Origin of the sequence: Mucilaginibacter sp., assembly GCF_028288185.1 — a bacterium.
Taxonomy (GTDB): domain Bacteria; phylum Bacteroidota; class Bacteroidia; order Sphingobacteriales; family Sphingobacteriaceae; genus Mucilaginibacter.
Map to the genome: position 1 here is coordinate 132863 of NZ_JAQBOF010000031.1, position 21324 is coordinate 154186.

Annotated in this window: 19 protein-coding genes; 6 read left to right on the forward strand and 13 right to left on the reverse strand. The window is 39.7% G+C overall.

What is annotated here, in order from left to right:
* The first annotated feature begins 160 nt into the window (after positions 1 to 160).
* Positions 161 to 2980, forward strand: coding sequence for a PAS domain S-box protein (locus tag JWQ34_RS14380; RefSeq protein ID WP_299358209.1), 2820 nt, complete (start codon positions 161 to 163; stop codon positions 2978 to 2980).
* 74 nt (positions 2981 to 3054) lie between these two features.
* Here JWQ34_RS14380 and JWQ34_RS14385 read toward each other — a convergent pair whose 3' ends face one another.
* Complete coding sequence (locus JWQ34_RS14385) at positions 3055 to 4302, reverse strand: ABC transporter permease (RefSeq protein WP_299358211.1); 1248 nt, start codon at positions 4300 to 4302, stop codon at positions 3055 to 3057.
* A 254-nt stretch (positions 4303 to 4556) separates the two neighbouring features.
* Between JWQ34_RS14385 and queA the strand changes: the two genes are divergently transcribed.
* Both queA and JWQ34_RS14395 read left to right on the forward strand, forming a co-directional pair.
* Positions 4557 to 5606, forward strand: coding sequence for a tRNA preQ1(34) S-adenosylmethionine ribosyltransferase-isomerase QueA (queA, locus tag JWQ34_RS14390; protein WP_299358213.1), 1050 nt, complete (start codon positions 4557 to 4559; stop codon positions 5604 to 5606).
* A 94-nt stretch (positions 5607 to 5700) separates the two neighbouring features.
* Complete coding sequence (locus tag JWQ34_RS14395; protein WP_299358215.1) at positions 5701 to 6411, forward strand: 2-C-methyl-D-erythritol 4-phosphate cytidylyltransferase; 711 nt, start codon at positions 5701 to 5703, stop codon at positions 6409 to 6411.
* 8 nt (positions 6412 to 6419) lie between these two features.
* Here JWQ34_RS14395 and JWQ34_RS14400 read toward each other — a convergent pair whose 3' ends face one another.
* The 7 genes from JWQ34_RS14400 to sppA all read right to left on the reverse strand — a co-directional run bounded on the left by JWQ34_RS14400 (position 6420) and on the right by sppA (position 13127).
* Positions 6420 to 6896, reverse strand: a complete 477-nt coding sequence (locus JWQ34_RS14400) for a histidine phosphatase family protein (RefSeq protein WP_299358217.1) — start codon at positions 6894 to 6896, stop codon at positions 6420 to 6422.
* 11 nt (positions 6897 to 6907) lie between these two features.
* Positions 6908 to 7537, reverse strand: coding sequence for a porin family protein (locus JWQ34_RS14405; RefSeq protein ID WP_299358219.1), 630 nt, complete (start codon positions 7535 to 7537; stop codon positions 6908 to 6910).
* A 2-nt stretch (positions 7538 to 7539) separates the two neighbouring features.
* A complete protein-coding gene (locus JWQ34_RS14410; protein WP_299358221.1) occupies positions 7540 to 8505 on the reverse strand; it encodes a glycosyltransferase family 9 protein in 966 nt (321 codons plus the stop codon).
* Positions 8506 to 8514: 9 nt separating this feature from the next.
* Positions 8515 to 9018: a D-glycero-beta-D-manno-heptose 1-phosphate adenylyltransferase gene (gene rfaE2, locus JWQ34_RS14415; protein ID WP_299358223.1), complete on the reverse strand. Its 504-nt coding sequence runs from the start codon at positions 9016 to 9018 to the stop codon at positions 8515 to 8517.
* Positions 9019 to 9028: 10 nt separating this feature from the next.
* Positions 9029 to 9583, reverse strand: a complete 555-nt coding sequence (locus JWQ34_RS14420) for a D-sedoheptulose 7-phosphate isomerase (RefSeq protein ID WP_299358225.1) — start codon at positions 9581 to 9583, stop codon at positions 9029 to 9031.
* Between the two features lie 2 nt (positions 9584 to 9585).
* Entirely contained in the window at positions 9586 to 11259 is a 1674-nt protein-coding gene (locus tag JWQ34_RS14425) for a DNA polymerase/3'-5' exonuclease PolX (protein WP_299358227.1), read from the reverse strand.
* A gap of 104 nt (positions 11260 to 11363) precedes the next feature.
* A complete protein-coding gene (gene sppA, locus JWQ34_RS14430; RefSeq protein ID WP_299358229.1) occupies positions 11364 to 13127 on the reverse strand; it encodes a signal peptide peptidase SppA in 1764 nt (587 codons plus the stop codon).
* Between the two features lie 89 nt (positions 13128 to 13216).
* Here sppA and folK point away from each other — a divergent pair, with 89 nt between their 5' ends.
* Together folK and JWQ34_RS14440 are read left to right on the forward strand one after the other, a co-directional pair.
* Positions 13217 to 13696 carry a 2-amino-4-hydroxy-6-hydroxymethyldihydropteridine diphosphokinase gene (folK, locus tag JWQ34_RS14435; RefSeq protein ID WP_299358231.1) on the forward strand — a complete coding sequence of 160 codons (480 nt, stop codon included), beginning with the start codon at positions 13217 to 13219 and terminating at the stop codon, positions 13694 to 13696.
* 22 nt (positions 13697 to 13718) lie between these two features.
* A complete protein-coding gene (locus tag JWQ34_RS14440) occupies positions 13719 to 14096 on the forward strand; it encodes an Hpt domain-containing protein (protein WP_299358233.1) in 378 nt (125 codons plus the stop codon).
* Here the strand turns inward: JWQ34_RS14440 and purS are convergent.
* The 3 genes from purS to rho all read right to left on the reverse strand — a co-directional run bounded on the left by purS (position 14093) and on the right by rho (position 16814).
* Positions 14093 to 14347, reverse strand: coding sequence for a phosphoribosylformylglycinamidine synthase subunit PurS (gene purS / locus JWQ34_RS14445; RefSeq protein WP_299358235.1), 255 nt, complete (start codon positions 14345 to 14347; stop codon positions 14093 to 14095). The genes JWQ34_RS14440 and purS overlap by 4 nt on opposite strands.
* 28 nt (positions 14348 to 14375) lie before the next feature.
* Positions 14376 to 15113 carry a CDP-alcohol phosphatidyltransferase family protein gene (locus JWQ34_RS14450; protein WP_299358237.1) on the reverse strand — a complete coding sequence of 246 codons (738 nt, stop codon included), beginning with the start codon at positions 15111 to 15113 and terminating at the stop codon, positions 14376 to 14378.
* An 81-nt stretch (positions 15114 to 15194) separates the two neighbouring features.
* Positions 15195 to 16814 carry a transcription termination factor Rho gene (gene rho, locus JWQ34_RS14455; RefSeq protein WP_299358239.1) on the reverse strand — a complete coding sequence of 540 codons (1620 nt, stop codon included), beginning with the start codon at positions 16812 to 16814 and terminating at the stop codon, positions 15195 to 15197.
* A gap of 319 nt (positions 16815 to 17133) precedes the next feature.
* On the opposite strand from rho, the gene pyrF reads away from it, so the two are divergent.
* Positions 17134 to 17964: an orotidine-5'-phosphate decarboxylase gene (gene pyrF, locus JWQ34_RS14460; protein ID WP_299358245.1), complete on the forward strand. Its 831-nt coding sequence runs from the start codon at positions 17134 to 17136 to the stop codon at positions 17962 to 17964.
* A 119-nt stretch (positions 17965 to 18083) separates the two neighbouring features.
* Here the strand turns inward: pyrF and JWQ34_RS14465 are convergent, their stop codons facing one another.
* Both JWQ34_RS14465 and JWQ34_RS14470 read right to left on the reverse strand, forming a co-directional pair.
* Positions 18084 to 19478 carry an exonuclease domain-containing protein gene (locus JWQ34_RS14465; protein ID WP_367278624.1) on the reverse strand — a complete coding sequence of 465 codons (1395 nt, stop codon included), beginning with the start codon at positions 19476 to 19478 and terminating at the stop codon, positions 18084 to 18086.
* Between the two features lie 19 nt (positions 19479 to 19497).
* A partial coding sequence (locus JWQ34_RS14470; protein ID WP_299358241.1) for an MBG domain-containing protein occupies positions 19498 to 21324 on the reverse strand: 1827 nt, incomplete at its 5' end.

Here is a 21324-nt window from a genome sequence, read left to right on the forward strand (position 1 = left end):
AGAATTTTGTATAAGCAACAAATATATATAAATCTGCGTATAATTTACCCTTAACATTGGTGTATCAATTGTAAAAAAGTTGTCTTATAAAACTTAATTTAAATCAAATCACTCCAATTGGTATATTCGTAGCTAGAATCTTATTAAAACACAATTATTAATGTCAATAACTGGCGCGCCTCTATTATTAATCCCTATTTACTACAGTGTGGGCCTGCCTTTAATTGTATTAGCCATCGCGGTTTCAATAATGGCGTTTTTTTATAAGCGCAGCATCCGTAAAGCTGTTGAAGATTACACCACCCAACTTCCCAACGTGCCACAACAACTTAATGCGCTGATCAACTCATTAAATGATGTTATTTTTGAATTTAATGAAGATAAGATATGCCTTAACGTTTGGTTTAATGAACGGATAGAACGCGTGGTTGATCCCCGCAATACCGTAGGCAAAAAACTGGCTGAGCTTATTGGAGAAAAAGCCCGGATGTTTGATGACGCGATGGATTATGTAATTGAGCATAAAAAATCTACTTCGCTTGAGTATGTTTCTACTTATGGTACCGGCAAGTGGTTTGTTGCAACCATAACACCGATTTTTGACAGGGATGGTAAATACACAAGGCGTATATCGGCCTCTGTTAGTGATATATCTGAGCAAAAAAAATATGCCGATGCATTAAAAGAAAATGAACTTTTACTACTGGAGGCACAAACAGTAGCTAAAATTGGTAATTGGCTGTTTGATAGCTCCAACCGCGAAACTTATTTATCAACAAATTTATTTTCTATTTTAGGAACAGAAAGCATACCTGAAAATGCAGAAAAGTTTGAATACTATATAAGCCTTGTTCACCCAGATGACCGGGAAAGCTGTAGCCTGTTTTTAATGAGTGTGGCTACATCCCCACAAAAAGAGCATGAACACCGCTTGATCACTCCCGACGGAAATTTAAAATACATTAGAATTATTATAGGCGATAAAGTATTTTACGATGACGGTAACCTAAAAAGGATATCTGGTATTATACAAGATATTACTGATATTAAGCTATCAGAAAAAGCTGTAAAAAAAGGCCGTGCAGAATTAATTGAGGCCCAAACCATAGCTAAAATTGGTAACTGGAGTTGGGACAAAGGCTCGAATAAAGTAGCTTGCTCTGACGAAATAAGTCATATTTTCGAGGTTGATCCGAACATATTTACCCAGGTAGGTTTAATGCGTTTGCTTTTAACCAGCGTACATAAAAACGATAAGTTTGCTCTACAACATTTATTTAAAAGTGCCACCAGTATTGCTAATTACACTTGCGTTTTCCGTATAGTTACGCCGGGCAATACCATAAAATATCTAAGTGTGATAGTTGGCAAAATATTAAAATACGATAATGGCAGCATACGTAAAATAATAGGCACCTTACAAGATGTTACCGAAAGAAAACAAGTAGAATTAGATTATAAAAGAAGCGAAAATAAGTATAAACTGATACTTGAAACCATTAAGCTGGCGGCAATTTCATTAAATAATAACGGTTATATAACTTTTTGCAACCCATACCTGGCTAACTTATTAGGTTACAGCCAAAAAGAAGTATTGGGTATGCATTGGATTGATAGCTTTATACCAGATGAGTTAAAAAAGAGTATTGGCGATATGCTTTCGCACAATGCCGTGCCGTTACAATATACAAACCCTATTATATGCCGCAATGGCGAACAACGCATAATAAGCTGGCAAAATACAGTAAGCTATGACGAAAATGGCTTGCTAAAAGAAGCCACCGGCATTGGTGAGGATATTACCGACCAACAAAAAGCGACATTAGAATTAATTTCGGCAAAGGAGGTTGCCGAAAAAGCCTCGCGATTTAAGTCTGACTTCTTATCGATAATGAGCCATGAGATCAGGACCCCCATGAACGCGGTTATTGGTATTACTAATCTATTATTGATTGATGACCCGCACCCCGGGCAAATGGAGTATTTAAATATTCTAAAATTCTCTGGGGAAAACTTACTGGCCATTATTAATGACATTTTAGATTATAATAAAATTGAAGCCGGTAAATTAGAGTTGAATGAGCTAAAATTCAACATCCACACTCTTGCTCAAAAAATAAAACAAACCTTTATCGCGAAAACTACTGAAAAGAAGCTGGACCTTGATCTAACTATTGACAAAGGGATCCCTGAATTTTTAATAGGTGACCAGATGCGTCTGAGCCAGATATTAAACAACTTGATAAGCAATGCGGTTAAATTTACAATGAAGGGTAGAATTAGCATTGAGTTAAAAACAGAACGAATTAACAATAAGCAAGTTACAATTAGATTTACTATTGCTGATACGGGTGTAGGTATCGCTCCTGAAAATTTGGATGTTATTTTTGACCCGTTTACACAAGAGCAAATTATTAACAGCAATAATAATGGAGGTACCGGACTGGGGCTTGCCATAACCAAACGGCTGGTAAACCTGCATCAAAGCGATATCTCTGTAACGAGCCAACCCGGTAAAGGTGCTGAATTTTCATTCACCATAGCCTTTAATTTGCCCGAGGATGACAAAAAGCCAGAGACTAATTTAATCAGTGGGCCAATGCTTAACCTGCAGGGCATGAACGTGCTGATTGTTGATGACAACAAAATGAACCTGCTTATTGCATCAAGGTTTTTAAAGAAATGGCAAGCAAATGTCGAGGAAGCTTTAAATGGGCAAATTGCTGTTGATATGGTACAAAATAAAGTTTACGACTTAATTATTATGGACCTGCAAATGCCGGTAATGGATGGCTTTGAAGCGACAGAGATAATAAAAAAACTTCATCCCAAAACACCAATTATAGCCCTTACTGCCGATGCGATGCCCGAAACTTATGACAAAGCTTTAGCTGCCGGCATGAGTGATTATTTAACAAAACCTTTTGTTCCTGCTATACTGTTTGATAAAGTATCGAAGTATTATAAGGAGGTGATTTAACGGGCAGTTTAAAGTTATTAAATTGAGTGTATCATTAAGACCATTCACTCATTCACAACTCACTCATTCACTCATTAATTAGACCTTATCGCCTCGACAGGATCAAGTTTGGACGCGAACCAGGCCGGTACAATACCTGATATAATACCAATACCTACAGATGTACCTATACCAATTATAATATTTTTCATGTAAAGCACTATTGTAACGTCTGCTGCCCATTTTACTACAAACGTGCCACCATAAACCATTAATAAACCTATCAACCCACCCATTAAACAAAGAATGATAGATTCTATTAAAAATTGCAGCAGTATAAAGTAATTTTTAGCTCCTAATGATTTTTGAATACCGATGATATTGGTGCGTTCTTTAACAGAAACAAACATAATATTGGCTATACCAAATCCCCCTACTAATATAGAGAACATGCCTATTATTAAACCGGCAACGTTTATTATCTTAAATACAATATCCAGTTGATCAGACAGCATGGTGCTTTCATTAAGCGCGAAATTATCATCCTCGTTCGGCCTTAAACTGCGTATGGAACGCATAAGTCCTTTTATCTCTCCTTTAACGTCAACTATAGGTATCCCGGCCTTACCCCTAACTACTATGGATGGACGATATCTTTCATTTTGCACATCAACTATATTATGGGCAAAATTTAACGGCAACAATACTTCTTTATCTGCAGATATGCCAAGCATGTCTTTACCTTCTTTGGCAAACACACCAATAATGGTAACATATCTGCCCATTACTTTTATTTTCTTGCCTACGGCTGTACCTCCCGGGAATAAATTTTCGGCAATATCATTACCAATTATAGTAACCGGCGCGCCTGTTTGCGATTCCATTTCGGTAAAATACCGGCCATCCTGAAAATCAAAATTCCAGGTTTTGTTATGATCCTGGGTACAGGCATCAACCTGCGCACCATCAACCGTATTGCTGCCAAATTTTATGGTGCGGTTATCAATACCAATTTCGTAAGATATAGCTTCGGCGGTTTGACTGCGCCGTTGCAACTCATTAAAATCCCTTAGTTTAGCTACCGGGCGCTGCATAAATTTCCACCAGGGATATTCGCCGTCCGATGTCCATGGCCACTTTTCAACATATACGCTATTACTGCCCAGTTTATTTACGCTCTTTTGTAAGTTGTCACGCAAGGTATCAACTGCCGAAAAAACAGCAATAATGGTAAAAATGCCTATGGTAACCCCTAATAGCGATAGTAACGTACGCAGCTTATTTTGCCTTAATGAATCAAAGGCAAATAAGAAGCTTTCCCTGAAAAGTTTTAAAAATATCATATATTGTGATTGCACTGATTTTGATTGATTTCACAGATGGCAAACTCAATTAAAAAAGTGTTGTTATAAGTTAGATGATTACATGGGCATTAAGTTACATTAATTAGTTAATAAGCTTAAAATAAAAACAGTTAACTTAAATCAATGTATAATTAGTGCATTAAACCATCTAATCAGTGTAATCCATAATATAATCGGTGTAATCAACAATAATTATTTGTACATTTGCGCCCTGAAAATTCATATATATAAGCATGAAATTATCTCAATTTAAATTCAATTTACCCGAATCATTAATCGCACACACACCCGCAGCTACCCGTGACGAATCTCGTTTAATGGTATTACACAAAGATTCAGGCAAAATTGAGCATAAAGTTTTTAAAGACGTTCTGGACTATTTTGATGACCAGGATGTTATGATCCTTAATAACACCAAAGTATTCCCGGCCCGTATGTACGGCAATAAAGAAAAAACAGGAGCAACTATTGAAGTGTTTTTGTTAAGAGAGCTAAACAAAGAGCTTCGCTTATGGGACGTTTTGGTTGACCCGGCCCGTAAAATACGTGTAGGCAACAAATTATATTTTGGTGATGACGATTTGTTAATTGCCGAGGTTGTTGATAATACAACATCTCGTGGCCGTACCATCCGTTTCTTATTTGATGGTACTGAAGAAGAGTTTCGCCGTAACGTAGAGATATTGGGCGAAACACCGCTGCCTAAATACATTAAACGTAAAGCTACTGCCGAAGATAAAGAGCGTTACCAAACCATTTTTGCTAAACACGAAGGTGCTGTTGCAGCCCCTACCGCCGGCTTACACTTTAGCCGTGAGCTAATGAAACGCCTTGAACTTAAAGGTGTTGAATTTGCCGAAGTTACTTTGCATGTTGGCTTAGGTACTTTTCGCCAGGTTGAGGTTGAAGATCTGACCAAACATAAGATGGACTCAGAACAGATCATCATTGAGCAAGGGCAAGCTGATATTGTGAACCGCGCTATCGAACATAAAAAACGCGTTTGTGCGGTTGGTACTACCAGTATGCGCGCAATTGAATCCGCAGTATCTGCCAGCAAAACTTTAAAACCGGTTAACGACTGGACCAGCAAATTTATATTCCCCCCTTACGAGTTTAGCATTGCAAACTCAATGATCACCAATTTCCATACTCCGGAATCAACCTTGTTGATGATGGTATCGGCATTTGGCGGTTATGACCACGTAATGAATGCTTACGAAGTGGCAATAAAAGAAAAATACCGTTTCTACAGCTATGGCGATGCCATGCTGATCATCTAATTTCGGATTTCGAATTTTCGATTTCGGATTTAATATAAAAAGCGCTTAGCTAATCCCTAAGCGCTTTTTTAATATCATTTTGTAAATTCGAAGCATGATTAAAATCCGAAATCCGAAATCTGAAATTCGAAATCAAAATTACGCCATAATAGTTGCAGGTGGTTCGGGCAGCCGGATGCAGTCTGTTGTGCCTAAACAGTTTCTTTCAATTAGAGGGTTGCCTGTTTTAATGCACACCCTGTTGGCTTTTCATAACAGCGACTCAAAACCACAACTTATTTTAGTACTTCCTGCCGATTATCATGATCACTGGATGCAATTATGTACTGTCCATAATTTTAACATCCCGCATCAATTAGTGAGCGGCGGCGAAACACGTTTTAATTCTGTTAAAAATGGTCTGGGGCTGATACCAGACAACGAGGATAGCCTAATTGCGGTGCATGACGCTGTAAGGCCCTTAACCAGTCGCGATATAATTGATCAATCATACCAACATGCCACCACAAACGGCAATGCCGTAGCGGCCATTAAAAGCCGCGATTCAATAAGGCAGTTAAAAGACGGCAACTCTCTGGCTTTAACACGCGATGAGATCTATCTGATACAAACGCCGCAAACCTTTCAATCGGCACAACTAAAAAAAGCTTATTTGCAACCTTACAGTCCGCACTTTACAGACGATGCCAGCGTGGTTGAAGCAACAGGTATTAAAATAAACTTAATAGAAGGCAGCTATCAAAACATTAAAATAACTTTTGCAGAGGATATTGCTATTGCAGAGTTATTGATGAAAAACAAATAAATATTCCGCTAATCACTCGGTGTATCATAATACACCAGCTTACCGCTTTTATTGCCTACGGCAGCCCAGGTATCAATATTAAATTCTATCAATGCTACTGAGCCGGGTGGCACATCATGTAGCTTACCGGTTAAATAATAAAGTACCTGCCCTACGCCAGGGTTATGGCCAACCAATCCAACAAAATCATCAGCATCATTTAACTGGCTAATAATATCAACTAATTGATTTTGATCAGCCTCATAAATACCCAGGATCTCTTCGGCTGTTGCTATGCCCAGGTGCTGCGAAAGTACATTAGCGGTGCTTATTGTTCGCAATGCCGGGCTGGCTATCAATAGTTGCGGAACGAGCGAGTGTTCTTTTAAACGACCGGCCATTATTGCCGTATCCTGTAAACCCGAAGGTTTTAGTGGCCTTTCAAAATCAGCCAAGCCTGTTTCGTGAGTGGCCTTAGCGTGCCTTACCAATAATAGCTTTTTCATTATTATATTATTTATTTAAACAAGTAGCCTAAACCAATAGAAAACTCCCTGTTCTTTACAACAGCAGTACCTGTATCTTGTTGTGTTGTTGACGCAATATTGTTTAAACCTAACGAAAAAGCCATGTTAAAAGTTACTTTATTGCGAAATTCAAAACCAGTTGAAAAATTTAACCCGGTATCAAACCTGGTAGCATCAGCGTCTTTCCCAAATTCTATTTTATCAGATGTACTGCTGCCGGGGGTTTCATAACTAAGCTTTCCGCCCAGGCCCATGGCTACATACCCTCCTGCCCCAACGTAAAAAACACCCAGATCTGTAAATGTAAATTTACGCAGCACATTTACCGGCAGTTCGGCATAAGTTAATTGCGTGGTTGTTGTTAAGGCTTCATCAAATATTACCGATCCTTTACCTGATATACCAAGCCCTGCCTCCAGCCAATAATTGTTTTTTACAGGCATTTGAGCAATTCCTTTGAAATTGAAGGTTTTAACAGAACTGGCAGACAATATCTGCTTATTATCAATGTATTGATACCCAAAGCCACCCGAAATTTTGGCACCCAAGGTTATTTTTTGCGCATTAGCACATAAGCAGGTAATACTAATAAGCACAATAATAATTATTGCTTTCTTCATAATTATCTATTTACAAATTCTATTATCTCAGTTTCGGGTATATCATTCATACATTTAAAATGCCCCAACGGGCAGGCCGCCAACCCAAATTTCGAGCATGGCCTGCATGGCAACTCAATTTCTGCTACTAATACGCTTTTTACTTTATATGGCTGCACACCTAATAATTCGGGCGCTGTGCCTCCCCAAACGGAAACTATCGGCCTGTCGAACGCTTCGGCTATATGGGTTAAGCCGGTATCAAACCCTATTACTTTGCTTGCTTTTGATACCAGGTAAACCGATTCATCTAACGATGTTATTCCGCAGGCATTATAAATTTTATCGCCTAAGGCGTGTGCAATAACATCGCCGTTAGTTTTTACGTCATTACCGCCCAATAATACAACCGGCGCATTAATTTCGCTGCATAAGTTAATTATTTTTTCATTAGGCATACGCTTGGTAAAATGTGTAGCGCCGATAATAAAAGCCACGTAATTTTGCTGATGCGATAACGGTAATAATTTATCAAGCTGATGATCTGCTTTGATATAATAATCAATGGGCTGATTATCATTTTTAACGCCTAAAAACTGCACTGATTCCATGTACCTATCAACCAAATGAACAGGCGGTACCAGTTTTAAATTAAACTTTAAACTTAGCCATTTGCGTATAGCCTGCTTTTTATAGGTTGACGATTTGATGCCTGTACGCAGTTTGATTAACGCGGTACGCAGGTTATTATGCAGATCGATGATATAATCGTACTGTTCTGCTTTTATATCTTTTATGGTTGCTGATAGTTCGGGCTTTAGTAAAAGCAGCTTATCAACATAGGGATTGTTATCGTAGATGTATTTAAATGCTGGTTTGGTAATAAAATGAATTTCGGCACCGGGTATTTGTTTTTTCAGGCATCGCACAACCGGGGTAGTGTATATGATATCGCCCATGGAGCTAAAACGAATAACCAGTATTTTCATTTGTCTGTCTTATGTACCCTGGTTTTGTATTCTTTGTATAATAGATGTTGAAGAATATCCTTCAACCAGATCAATTGTTTTTACCTCGCCGCCATTGGCTATCACTTCTTTACCGCCTACAATATTCTCGATAGCGTAATCTGCTCCTTTTACCAAAATATCAGGTAGTAAGGCTGTGATGATGTTAAGTGGCGTATCCTCTTCAAAAACCACAATTCCATCAACAAAAAATAAGGCGGCTAATAAGGCAGCACGGTTACTTTGATCGTTTACGGGTCGGGTTGGCCCTTTTATTCGCCTTACCGAACTATCTGCATTTAGGCCTATGATTAGCCTATCGCCCAAATTAGCTGCCTTTGCCATGTAAGTGATATGGCCAATATGCAACAGATCAAACACGCCATTGGTAAATACTACTTTGTCGCCTTCTTTCTGCCAAAAATCAACTTTACTTTTTAGAGTCGGCAAATCGCAAATCTTATCTAATAGTGCTCTTTCTAAATCTATCCTCATTGACATATTGTTAAAACAGATCGTCAACAGCCTTGCACAATATATGGCCTATCAGTATGTGCATTTCTTGTATACGCGCGGTAACATTACCCTGTACTACAATGTTCAGATCGCATAAATCATTCATTTTACCTCCATCACGGCCTGATAAGCCCAACGTTTTACAATTAATTTCCTTTGCTGATCGAAACGCCTTTAAAACAACCTCGCTATTGCCACTGGTCGATATCCCGATAAACAAATCGCCAGGCCGCGCCAACGCTTCCAACTGGCGCGAAAACACATGCTCATATCCATAATCATTAGCTATAGCTGTAAGTGCTGATGTATCAACAGTTAAGGCTATACCCGGCAAAGCTTTGCGCTCTTTTACAAAACGACCGCTTAGTTCGGCAGCTATATGCTGGGCATCCGCAGCACTGCCGCCGTTACCTGCAATTAAAACCTTATTGCCGCTTTTTATAGTGGCAGTAATTATTTCGCAAGCCTTCTCAATATCGGGTACAAGCGTATCAATTACCTTTTGTATCGTATTTTGATGTTCTTTAAGTTCTTCAATAACCATTGTTATTTTTTCTTTGCTTTAAAAACTTCTGTTATTTCATGCAATGATAACGCATTCAAACATCTTTCCTTGTATAGTCCGCCCTTGCGGGCAACAATTACGCCGTAATGCATGTCTAAAAAACCTTCATTACGGTGCGCATCGGGATTGATAGATAGCCAAACACCTTTTTCTAAAGCGTATTGGTGCCAGCGCCAATCCAGGTCAAGGCGCAATGGGTTAGCATTGATCTCTATAATCACATTATTGGCAGCGCAGGCATCAATTACTTTTTTATAATCAAAAGTATAACCGTTACGGCTTAACAATAAACGCCCGGTTGGGTGGCCCAATATAGTGGTGTATGGGTTTTCTATAGCTTTAATCAACCGCTCTGTAGCTTTATCCTCGCTCATTTTTAGGTTGGTATGTACGGATGCTACCACAAAATCAAACTTCTTTAATATCTCGTCCGGATAATCCAGCGATCCATCATTCAAAATATCCGACTCGATACCTTTAAAAATATGGAAACCATTCAGCTTTTTATTGAGGTGATCTATCTCTTCCTGCTGTTGTAAAACTCTTTCAATACTTAACCCTTTTGCATAGAATGCGCTCTTGCTATGATCGCACATGCCCAGGTACTCCAATTTAAGTTCGTCACGGCAATAGATGGCCATTTCTTCAACGGTATTTACACCATCGCTCCAGGTGCTGTGGTTATGCAGGGTACCTTTAAGATCGTTATAAGATATAAGATGCGGTAATTGATGTTTTGCGGCGCGCTCAATAAAAGTATCACCTTCGCGCAGTTCGGGCTTTATAAATTCAAGCCCGGCTTTTTGGTATATCAGTTCTTCGCTTTCCGGCTGGTCTGCATCATCACCACCACGCTCCAAAACAGCTTGCACATGCTCATCATTACCGGTTTTAATAAACAGCGTCCTAAAGAAAAATCTTTTCTCTACCACGTAAATAACAACATGCAAACCATTATCTGTTGTACCTGTTATGTTCCCCTTATTTGCAGTGATATTATTTAATATTTTTGATTGTAAAATACTCTGAAAAGCAATTTCACAATCACGACTCCCTACAATTACTACCAGCTCATTAATAATTTCACATAGGCGCCGATACTCCCCTGCAAACTCCATTAAAGCATTAATGAATGTCTCTTTCAACTTATCCATCAGCCTGTCACCTTCAGCTTCGACCTGGGCGTATAAGAATTTACCCGTGCTGGCCATTTTAAACTCAATAGCTTTGCGAATGTCTTCTTGGGTTTTTAAGCCGAAACCTTTGGCTTCTATCAGGCGGTTCTCGTTACAGGCATAAAAAAGCTCGCCTACGGTTTCGATGCCCATTTCGTGCCAAATGGTGGCTACTTTTTTGGCACCGATACCTTTAATGCCCATCATTTCTACTACACCGGCAGGCGTTGCTGCTAAAAGCTCTTCCAGTTCAAGCATAGTGCCGGTTTGTACTAGCTCAATAATTTTGGCGGCAACGCTTTTACCTATGCCGCTAATTTTCTCTAACTCTTCGAAGGTTTTAGTGGCAACAGGGTAAGGCAACTTATCTACATTAAAAGCCGCGTTAGCTATTGATTTTATTTTAAAGGGATTAACCTCATGCAGTTCCATGAGTTGCGATAGCAAACGAAGTTTACGGGCTATGGGTTTGTTTTCCATAATTAGATTAAGCAGTAAAAATACGAAAGCTATGCTTTAGTTCATAGATAATAGTTAATGGTTCATAGATATTTTGCTATGAACTATCCTCAATGAACTATTAACTACTTCACCACCACATCATACTCCATCCTTGTCAATGGCGTACGCATCATGGAGGTTACGTTTTTTATTTGCTCGTAAACACCATAATTTTCGCCCAGTTCTGATTTGAGTATGTGGGTTTTCATTTGGACACTAAAACTTTGGCCCAACTTATCTAATACGCTTTTTTGCTCGGGATAAGCAACCAGCCTGTAGTCTTTTAAATTAGCTTTTTTAGCTGCCGATTTTACGGCATCATTAATATTGCCTAAACGGTCAACCAGGCCAATTTTTAGGGCTTGAGCGCCCGTCCAAACACGGCCCTGACCAATGCTGTTAATGTAGGCCTGTGTTTTATGGCGTCCTGTAGCTACTGCTTTGGTAAAATCATCATAACCACGATTGATTTGGTTTTGTAGTATAGCTTTTTCTGCAGGTGTTAACGGGCGGCTGGTATTACCCAGATCGGCAAACTGGCCTGTTTTAACACCATCAAAGGTTACGCCCAGTTTATCGTTAAACAGCTTTTGCATGTTTGGCAAAATAGCAAATATGCCTATCGACCCGGTTATGGTATTAGGCTCGGCAAAAATAGAATCGGCAGCGCATGATATATAATAACCGCCGGATGCCGCGACATCGCCCATGGAAACAATAATAGGTTTCACTTTTTTGGTCAGCATTACTTCACGCCATATTACATCACTGGCTAATGAACTGCCCCCCGGCGAGTTTACACGTAATACAACAGCTTTTATTTTATTATCCAGCCTTACTTTTCGCAACGCTTTTGATGTAGTTTCTGATCCAATGCTGTTATCATCGCCATCGCCGCTGGCAATATCACCGCTGGCATAAACCACCGCTATACGGTTGGTCGAAACTTCTTTGGTATCATCAGCTCCGCTTTTGGTGTATTCGCTTAATTCAACGCTCTTTATATCATCCTTAGCCTTTACGTTTAACCTGCTTTTAAGCTCGGCTATCAGCTCATCTTTATATTTCAAGCCATCTACCAGTTTATATTTTAAAGCGTCTTCCGGCTGCTTAATACGCATTTGGTTGGCGTAGTTAAATAACGAATCTTTGTTTATACCACGGCTTTTACCAATGCCGGTTAAAAAATGATCGTATAACGAGCCCAGGTATGAGGTTACCTGCAAACGGTTAGCATCGCTCATCTTGGTAAGCACCAACGGCTCGACCGCGCTTTTAAACGTACCTACTTTAATAACCTGCGCCTCAATGCCCAATTTATCCAAAGCACCTTTTAAAAACGTTATTTGTGAACTAAAACCATCAAATTCAAAAATACCTTTGGGATTAATGTATACCTTATCGGCAACCGATGCCAGGTAATAGAAACCTTTGGTATAAACTTCAGCATAGGCTACAATAAATTTACCTGACTTTTTAAAGTCGATCAAAGCATTACGGATCTCTTCGGTAGTGCCCTGGCCAGATAACATATAACTTTCGTCTAAAAATATGCCTTTAATATTATCGTCAGTTTTGGCCTTTTTTATATTGGCCAATATGTCTTTTAACCCTATTGATTTATCGCCATCCAACCCTAAAAAGCTTAAATTAGCTAAAGGATTATTGGCTGTACGCTCTGGTATTGGATATTTAATATTGATATGTAAAACTGAGTTTGCATCAACCTGTACATTACTATCACTACCAGCCGCGGCTATAATGCCGGCAATAACTAATACTAAAACTATGGTGGATAAAATAATGCCGACAAAGGTTGCCAACACAAATTTGAAAAATTGCTTCATTTACTATTATAAATATTTATATCTATGCAAACTTAATAAAACCATGTGGTATAATATTAAGAGCCGTATCTATAATATTTGTTACAACAATGAATAACGTTTTTTTACTATTAGGCAGTAACCTGGGCGACAGGAAACAATATTTGCAGCAGGCTATTATGCACATTGCCTATGATATTGCGCCGACCACTAAAATATCATCGGTTTATGAAACAGAATCATGGGGAAAAACGGGTCAACCTGATTATTTAAATATGGTTATTGAGCTGGAAACCGAACTAACGGCGCAAACAATATTGAAAAAAATATTGTCTATAGAGGAAGCTATGGGCAGGAAACGGGAAGAAAAATGGGGATCGCGTATTATTGATATTGATATTTTATATTATAATACTGCTATTATTAATGAGCCCGGATTGCATGTACCACACCCCGAATTGCATAACCGCCGCTTTACTTTAGAGCCGCTTGCAGAGATTGCATCTGATTTTGTTCACCCCATTTTAAACAAAAATAGCCTGCAATTGAAAAATGATTTGAAAGATAGCTTAATTGTAAAAAAGTTATAAATTTGGATGTTAACTATCTCATATGCCAATTGATTTAACTAATGTAGACCTTGACCTTACCCTACTACAAGAAATTGCTGATGGCAGTGATGAGTTTATTGTGGAATCAATTGATATGTTTTTGCAGCAAACCCCACCCTCTTTACAGGATATAAGCAACGCCTTGGACGAAATGGACTGGGCCACTGTAGCAGCGGCAGCACATAAAATGAAAGCTACTTTGGGGTTTTTTGGGATGTTAAACAGCCAGGCGCTAGTGCAGCAAATTGAATTAAGCTGTAAAACAGGTTCGCCTGATGTACTGGACCTAATTGCAAAACTTGATCAGGTACAAGCGTTAATTGCCACCAACACAGTTGCCTTATTACAAATAAAAGAAGAAACAGCAGCTAAGCTCTAAACCTGCTCTATTTTAAAGGTATAGCTCTCCATAATTAAATTAGCCAATAAATTTTTACAAGCCAGTTCAACTTTTTCGTGTGCTATTTCTGCGCTATCCGCTTCAATTTGCAGGGAGATGTGTTTGCCTATGCGGATATTATGAATTTCGGCAAGACCCAAATTTTTCATACTGCCGGTTACGGCTTTACCTTGGGGGTCAAGTATTTCTTTTTTTGGCATTACATCTATTTCGGCTTGAAACGTTTTCATGGAGTAGTTTTGTTTTTAATATAAACGGCTAACTAGTTTTTTTAGGGCCGCTTACTATATTATTATTAGCTATTTTAAACTGGACAATTGACAGCGATATATATATAAATATAACTATCGGTACAGCGGCAAATTTAAAAAATAGAATCAATATAGCCGCGAATAACAGTAATAAATAGCGATAAAGATTCCGGGGGTCACGGTTTTTAAATTTTAATGACATCAGCGGCAGCTCGGCTACCAGCAAAGCACACATTATAACAACCAGCGCAGACAGCGTGTATTGGTTTAATATGTATTGATTTAACTGCGGATATTTTTCGATTATAAACGGCAACGAGGCTATTAATATACCATTTGCCGGTGTTGGCAAGCCAATAAATATGTCGGCCTGGCGGGTATCTGTATTAAACTTGGCCAAACGCAATGCAGAGAAAACTGCTATGGCAAAAGCTATAAAAGATAAATAGGTACCAATGTTTTCTATCTGTTGTGATTTTAAAAACAACTCATACATAATGGCCGATGGTAAAAACCCAAAGCTTAACACATCCGCAAGCGAATCAAGATCTTTACCTATGCCCGAAAAAGACTTTAGTACCCTGGCGGCAAAGCCATCAAAAAAATCAAATATGGCTGCTAGAAAAAGCGCGTAGGCCGCGGTTATTAAATCGCCTTGAAAAGCAAATACAATACCCACACAACCGCTAAACAGGTTGAAACATGTTATGACATTAGGAAGGTGTTTTTTAACCCGCTTCTTCATAGTAGGCCCGAAGGTATCAAACTTATATTAAGTATAAGTTATTTGCCGGTAAATATCCCGGCAAATAACAAACCAAAATTATTAAGAATTCATTGATATTAAGAATTCCTCGTTAGTTTTTGTACCTCTTATCTGGCTTTGTAAGAATTCCATTGCCTCTATAGAGTTCATATCTGCTAAGTGGTTACGCAGTATCCAAATACGTTGCAGGGTTTCTTTATCTAATAACAAATCGTCTCTACGGGTACTTGAAGCAGTAATATCAATAGCAGGGAATACACGTTTGTTTGATAGTTTTCTATCCAACTGTAACTCCATGTTACCGGTACCTTTAAACTCTTCAAATATAACCTCGTCCATTTTCGATCCGGTTTCTGTTAATGCTGTAGCAATAATGGTTAATGAACCGCCATCCTCAATGTTACGGGCCGCGCCAAAAAAGCGTTTTGGTTTGTGCAACGCGTTAGCATCAACACCACCCGATAATATTTTACCAGATGCCGGGGCTACGGTATTATAGGCACGAGCCAAACGGGTGATAGAATCCAACAGGATAACTACGTCATGACCGCACTCAACCATACGTTTAGCTTTTTCTAAAACAATGTTGGCAATTTTTACGTGACGCTCTGCAGGCTCATCAAATGTTGACGAAACAACTTCGGCGCGTACGCTGCGGGCCATGTCGGTAACCTCTTCAGGGCGCTCATCAATCAATAAAATGATGAGGTAAACTTCCGGGTGGTTTTTAGCGATAGCATTAGCCACATCCTTTAATAACATGGTTTTACCCGTTTTAGGCTGCGCCACAATTAAACCACGCTGCCCTTTACCTATCGGCGAGAACAAGTCCATAATACGGGTTGAGTAATTGCCCTGATCTGTAAACAAGCTTAATTTTTCTGACGGGAAAAGCGGCGTTAAGTGATCAAAAGGAACCCGGTCACGCACCTCGGCAGGGATCCGGCCGTTAATGGCTTCAACACGTACCAACGGGAAATATTTCTCGCCTTCTTTTGGCGGGCGTATGCTTCCACGTACAGTATCGCCAGTTTTAAGGCCGAATAGTTTTATTTGCGATTGCGATACGTAAATATCATCCGGAGAAGTTAAATAGTTATAATCAGATGAGCGCAGGAAACCGTATCCGTCAGGCATAATTTCCAGTACACCTTCGTTTACAATAACATTGTCAAAATCTAAATTAATAGCCGGTTCCTGGTTTTTTTGCTGTTGTACACGGCGCTCAAATTTTTGAGGGCGGCTTTCGGCAGCCGGATCGGCAGATGTACTCGCGGCAATTTCACCTTCCTGTTCAGGTGTTTCGCCAATCGCTTCTACCGAAGCTATATCTTCGTTTTGCTCCTCGTCAATCTGCGGCTCATCGTCCTGCAAATCAAATAAGTTGGTATCATCTAACGGAACCTCAATACGGGGTTGGTTAGTATTTTTTACAACACGTATTCTGTTACGTGTTTTCTTTTCGCCGGTTTCTTCTTTGACGGGTGCGTCTATAGGGGCGTAGTTATTTTCTACGGTTTGTTGTTGTGCTCTTGCAGCTTCAATTAGCTGTTGCATTTGTACAATGTTGGTTATTAGCTCGGGCTTTCTTAGAGAGTCAGCATCAGCAATACCTAAACTTTTAGCAATTTCGCGCAACTCAGAAACGAGTTTGTCGTTCAATTCGGTCGTATCAGACATAATATAAATTATGGGTTCAAAAGGGGTTTTTTATTACGATAGTTATTCGTAGTCTTAAATATATTAACTCAGATTGTTTTATGAAAGAAATTTATTGCAGCTTGTTTGAAATGTTTAAACCCAGGTAGCTTATTGAAATAATTAACGTGGAATTTTAAAAATGTTTCTTTAGTGCAAGAAAAATTCAAAGGATAACACTGCAATTCTACTCAATTATTTTATAAAAACAAACTTTTAAAAAAAATATCTTTAATAATCCAACACTTAAGCTAATTTTTAGTTTTTTTGAGCATTAAAAAACTTACCGCCAACATCAATGATCACTCGCCAGCAACTTATAGACCAGATAAAACAAAAAAAATCATTTCTATGTGTAGGGTTGGATACCGATATTGATAAGATCCCCGAATTTTTAAAACAATACCCCGACCCTATCCTAGAGTTTAACAAGCGCATTATTGATGCTACTAAGGATCTTTGTGTGGCTTATAAACCTAACTCGGCTTTTTATGAGAGTTATGGCATTAAGGGATTGCAAAGCCTGATAGCCACCTGGAAATATTTACCTACCGATTGCTTGAATATAATTGATGCCAAACGCGGCGATATAGGCAATACATCTGACAAATACGCCCGCGCTTTTTTTGATGAAGCAACCTCAGGCATGAGCTTTGACGCTATAACCGTTACGCCATACATGGGCAATGACAGTGTTACGCCCTACTTAAAATATGATGGTAAATGGGTAATTATATTGGCGCTGACATCATCAGTAGGCAGTAAAGATTTTCAATACCTGGAAACCAATGAAGGCTATTTATACGAAGCCGTAATTAAAAAAGCCAATACCTGGGCAGGTGCCGATAGAATAATGTATGTAGTAGGCGCCACAAAAAGCACCGAGTTTACCGACATACGCAAATACGCCCCCGACAACTTTTTATTGGTACCCGGCATAGGCGCGCAAGGCGGCAGTTTAACTGATGTTTGCAAATACGGAATGAATAAAGATTGCGGGTTACTGGTAAACGCGTCCCGGTCTATAATATACGCCAGTAACGGCGAGGACTTTGCCGATGCCGCTCGTGCCGAGGCATTTAGTATGCAACAACAAATGCAGGTTGAGTTGGAGAAGGCCAATATTATTTAATATCATTTCTCACTTTGTTCGACAACAGGGCGTTAAACTTCATGGTCTGTGTCCTCACAGACCATTATCTATTTAAAGCACTCTGTGAGGACACAGACTGCGGAGAAAAGTCTTCTTAACTATGCAAACACAACCTTGCGCTGTGGAAACTTATCGGCATAATTAGCCACCAAATTTTTAATATAATCGTTACCCGGATATGGTGTAATATAGTTTTTAAGTTGTTGTAAGCTCTCTACATCAAAGTATTGCGAGATATACCCCATGCCGTAAAATTTTCCCTTCTCTACCAGGATACAGCTATGCTCATCATCGGTACGGCCATCATCGCGTATAGCGAAGGTGGGCAAGGCTTTATTTAATTCGGCAAGGGCGAGGTTTACTTTTGCATTGTAGGTATCAACACTCTCTGCACCTGTGCAGGCGCATTGTTCTTTAGCGGTGCCTATGCAGGGTTCGGTATTATTTGGGATGAAGCAAAGCTTGGGGCAAAGCTCAAAGGTGTCTATCAGTTGGTTCAGTATATTGCGGCCCTCCAGCATGGAATTACAGGTATATATTGCTCCGGTATATTTTCTATGCTTATCAACAGCTAAACGCATATAACCGCGCTGATCTTCAAACATATATAACCCATAGGCATGCTCAAAGCGTTTTAGTGATCGGTTATATTTTGGCCAAAGGCGTTTAATCTCTACCGCTTCCAGTACAAAAGCAATTAACTCGGTACCGCAAACCTGGTGCGTTATCTGGTGGATATTACGCATAAACTCCTGCCGTTGCAGGCCGGGATTATTACCGGTAAAATGGCTGCTTACCCTTTTCTTAATATTTTTGGCTTTGCCTATATAGATCACTTTGCCTTTAGCGTCATGAAAATAATATACGCCCGGCGTAACCGGTAATTCCTGTACTGTTTTTTTAGGCAGATTCGGCGGCAATACCTGCTCTTTGGAATTTACCTTTAGCGCCTGCTTAATATGGTCGTCCTTATCGTTGCGCAGCAGCAGGCTAAATAGTTCGGCTGTGGCCTCGGCATCGCCCATGGCGCGGTGGCGGCTTTCGTTATCAATACCTAAATGCCTGCATAGTTTACCCAAGCTGTATGACGGCAGTCCCGGTAATATTTTGCGGCCCAGCCTTACGGTACATAGCTTATTGCTTTGCAGATCGTATCCCGCGGCTGCCAAGTGATAGCGCACAAATGAGTAATCGAAATTAACGTTGTGGGCAATAAAGATTTTGCCATGCAGTAAGTGGTAAATATCGGCGGCTACATCTTCGAAAGGCGGCGCTTCGGCTACCATTTCGTTGGTAATGCCGGTTAGGGCGCGTATGTAAATAGGTATGTCCCTGCGGGGATTTACAAGGGTACTAAAGCGCTTAGTTACTTTTTTACCATCATGTAAACAAATGGCAATTTCGGTTATACCGTTTGCGCTGGCATGCCCCCCCGTGGTCTCAATATCTACAATTGCATACATGGATGTAAAAGTACTAATTATTTTAGCCAAACAATAACCAAGATAAAAATCAGCGTATTACTGCCACATAGCCTGTTAAGGGTTTATTATTGACCCCTGTTATAACGTAATAGTAGGTGCCGGCGGGTACATTAGCTCCATTATATTTTCCGTCCCAGGGCACAGAATAATTATTAGAAAAATAAACGCGGGTACCATAACGGTTCAATATCTCAACCGTAACATTAGAATAGGTATTTAAATTATTTATATTCCAGGTATCATTTATACCGTCACCATTAGGTGTAAAGGTATTGGGGATATTTATAATAGCCGATGGAACCTGGTTAACTGTAAGTATACCATCAACATAACCGAAGGTATAGTTAGATGCACTGCCATCGCTTACAATTATAGGATATTGTCCTACAGGCGATGCTTGTGTGGCTGTAGTTACGGCCGCAGGTTGCGTGGTTAGCTGTGCTATACCATCGCTATTAACAAAACCTGTATAGCTTATTGTTAGCACCGGATTAACATCTCCATAAATTTTACTTTTACTATCGGCCGTAGCAGTTAACGATGCCGGTGTTACGGTTATATTTCCTGCCTGGTAAGTTATAGTATAATTACCAGGGGCGAACGTTCCTCCGGCGGCGGCCGATGGTATAACCGAAACATTATAGGTACCTGTATTAGCATTAGCACCAGCGGCCGCACCATAAACAATAGTAACAGCACCTACTGTTTCAGCATTTTTAAGTCCATTTACTATAAACGTTGTTGAACCTGGGGCGCCTGTTAATGTATTGCCATATATTTTAACTATACTATTTGCTGTGATCAATAATGGTGCGGGGGTTACGGTACTGACAGGCATTATCTGGTTAACGTCGGCTGCACCCGGGCTTTTTAAACTAATATTTCCCGAATAACTGCCAACAAATGTGGTTTGTTTTAACCGGATATAAACAGGAATTGGGGGAACCGTACCTGATGAACCAACCGTCACCGTATTACCGAAAGTAAGGTTGTCAGTACTTACTTCAAAACCTGCTGGTGGCGTAATCACAATTCCGCTTGTTAGGGCTGAACCGGAAACCGTAATGCTGGTTGATGAAGACGGGGTGCCATAAATCGTTGTAAGCGGCTGCAAAGTTCCCGAGGCCGTTATAGATGGCCCGGCTGCATTTACAGTGATATTTCCGGGCACATAATTAATAGTATAGTTACTTGCTAAAAATCCATTACCGCCCACCGCGGCAGATGGCACTACCGACCCATTATAAATACCTATTGCAGCATTTGCTACCGCACCATTGCCGTAAGTTAAAGTTAAACTGCTAATAGTTTCCAGATTTTGCAGCCCTGTTATTGTAAAAGCGGTTGAACCGGCCCCGCCAGTAAGCGTGTTCCCGAAAGCTTTACTCACATTATTAGCGGTAATAGTTAGCATTGCCGGTGTTACCGTTAAGGTACCCGTTTGGTAGGTAACGATGTAATTGCTTAATAAAAAACCATTTGCGCCTGTAATATTTGAAGTAAGAATAGCATTGTTATATACCCCAACCGGGGCAATAGTGGTATTTCCTCCGGTAAAAGAAATATCTAATGAACTTACCGTTTCTCCATTCTTTAAACCTGCGTTGATAATACTAAAATCAAAATTGGAAGTTGTGGCAACAAAATCATTTAAAGTTCCCCCATATACTTTGCTGCCGTAAACGTAAATATTTATCTGCGCCGCATTAACAGTGCTTGCCTGCATTGCCACGTTCACATCAGAAGCGCCCGTACTGCTTAATACAATATTTCCGGAGTATGTACCTGCGGCTGTGGTTTTCTTTAAACGTATATAAACCTTTGTTGAAGCTATTGCGCCTATACCACCAATGGT